The following is a 1,201-nucleotide window of genomic DNA, read 5'->3' on the forward strand; positions in this document are numbered from 1 at the left end:
AGGTCGCTGCCGTCCCCCACCACAGTGAAAGCATCCCATATGAATTGAAAGGAAGCCATTTTTAGGCTATATTGTACTCACTATTTATAGATTGTAAAATTCTACCCACTACAGTTGACAAAGAGCCCAAAAAAGAGGCTAATGCCTCTTGCTAGTCGGGAAGACAGGATTCGAACCTGCGACACCTTGGTCCCAAACCAAGTACTCTACCAAGCTGAGCTACTTCCCGTAGATATAAACCAGGTTGTACCTCAGCTCTAGAGTACTTGCTAAGCTACTTCCTGTATAATATAAAGTTAATGCACCCTAGAGGAGTCGAACCTCTAACCGCCTGATTCGTAGTCAGGTACTCTATCCAGTTGAGCTAAGGGTGCCCATTTGCCGAGGACCGGAATCGAACCGGTACGATCGAAATGATCGCAGGATTTTAAGTCCTGTGCGTCTGCCAGTTCCGCCACCCCGGCGCCAAAGCGAACGACGGGATTCGAACCCGCGACCCCCACCTTGGCAAGGTGGTGTTCTACCACTGAACTACGTTCGCAATCCTCTAATGCCGGCTACATGACTTGAACACGCGACCCTCTGATTACAAATCAGATGCTCTACCAACTGAGCTAAGCCGGCTTATTACTATATATGCGGGTTAAGGGACTTGAACCCCCACGCCCGAAAGCGCCAGATCCTAAATCTGGTGCGTCTGCCAATTCCGCCAAACCCGCATATGACCCGTGCTGGGCTCGAACCAGCGACCCATTGATTAAAAGTCAATTCCTCTACCAACTGAGCTAACGAGTCTTGTCTCTTTTCAAACTTCAAACTGTATACCATACTGTTTGAACGGTCCCGACGGGAATCGAACCCGCGATCTTCGCCGTGACAGGGCGACGTGATAACCGCTACACTACGGGACCTGTACTTTCGTACAATGGGAGTTAACGGGATCGAACCGCTGACCCTCTGCTTGTAAGGCAGATGCTCTCCCAGCTGAGCTAAACTCCCCTTTAGCTAAGCGACTACCATATCTCACAGGGGGCAACCCCCAACTACTTCCGGCGTTCTAGGTCTTAACTTCTGTGTTCGGCATGGGAACAGGTGTATCTCCTAGGCTATCGTCACTTAACTCTATTTTAAGCTTTTTCCACGATGACTTTGTCATCTTCTTCTCCATAATCCCTAGATTAATGGCGAATCGATTCCTCGT

9 tRNA genes and 1 rRNA gene are annotated in these 1,201 nt (G+C 49.2%); all 10 read right to left on the reverse strand.

The features are described from left to right. Positions 1 to 155 precede the first annotated feature (155 nt). A tRNA-Pro gene (locus tag HZY94_RS09420) sits at positions 156 to 229 on the reverse strand. 71 nt (positions 230 to 300) lie between these two features. Continuing rightward, positions 301 to 374 (reverse strand) — tRNA-Arg (locus HZY94_RS09425). 5 nt (positions 375 to 379) lie between these two features. Continuing rightward, positions 380 to 464 (reverse strand) — tRNA-Leu (locus tag HZY94_RS09430). A gap of 5 nt (positions 465 to 469) precedes the next feature. Continuing rightward, positions 470 to 541 (reverse strand) — tRNA-Gly (locus HZY94_RS09435). A 10-nt stretch (positions 542 to 551) separates the two neighbouring features. Continuing rightward, a tRNA-Thr gene (locus HZY94_RS09440) sits at positions 552 to 624 on the reverse strand. A gap of 13 nt (positions 625 to 637) precedes the next feature. Then, positions 638 to 719 (reverse strand) — tRNA-Leu (locus tag HZY94_RS09445). A 3-nt stretch (positions 720 to 722) separates the two neighbouring features. After that, positions 723 to 795: transfer RNA gene (locus HZY94_RS09450), tRNA-Lys, on the reverse strand. Positions 796 to 838: 43 nt separating this feature from the next. Then, a tRNA-Asp gene (locus HZY94_RS09455) sits at positions 839 to 911 on the reverse strand. Positions 912 to 926: 15 nt separating this feature from the next. Beyond that, positions 927 to 999, reverse strand: a tRNA-Val gene (locus HZY94_RS09460). A 5-nt stretch (positions 1,000 to 1,004) separates the two neighbouring features. Beyond that, positions 1,005 to 1,120: ribosomal RNA gene (rrf, locus tag HZY94_RS09465) — 5S ribosomal RNA — on the reverse strand. Positions 1,121 to 1,201: the final 81 nt, after the last annotated feature.

Origin of the sequence: Streptococcus danieliae (assembly GCF_013415245.1) — a bacterium.
Lineage (GTDB): Bacteria > Bacillota > Bacilli > Lactobacillales > Streptococcaceae > Streptococcus > Streptococcus danieliae_A.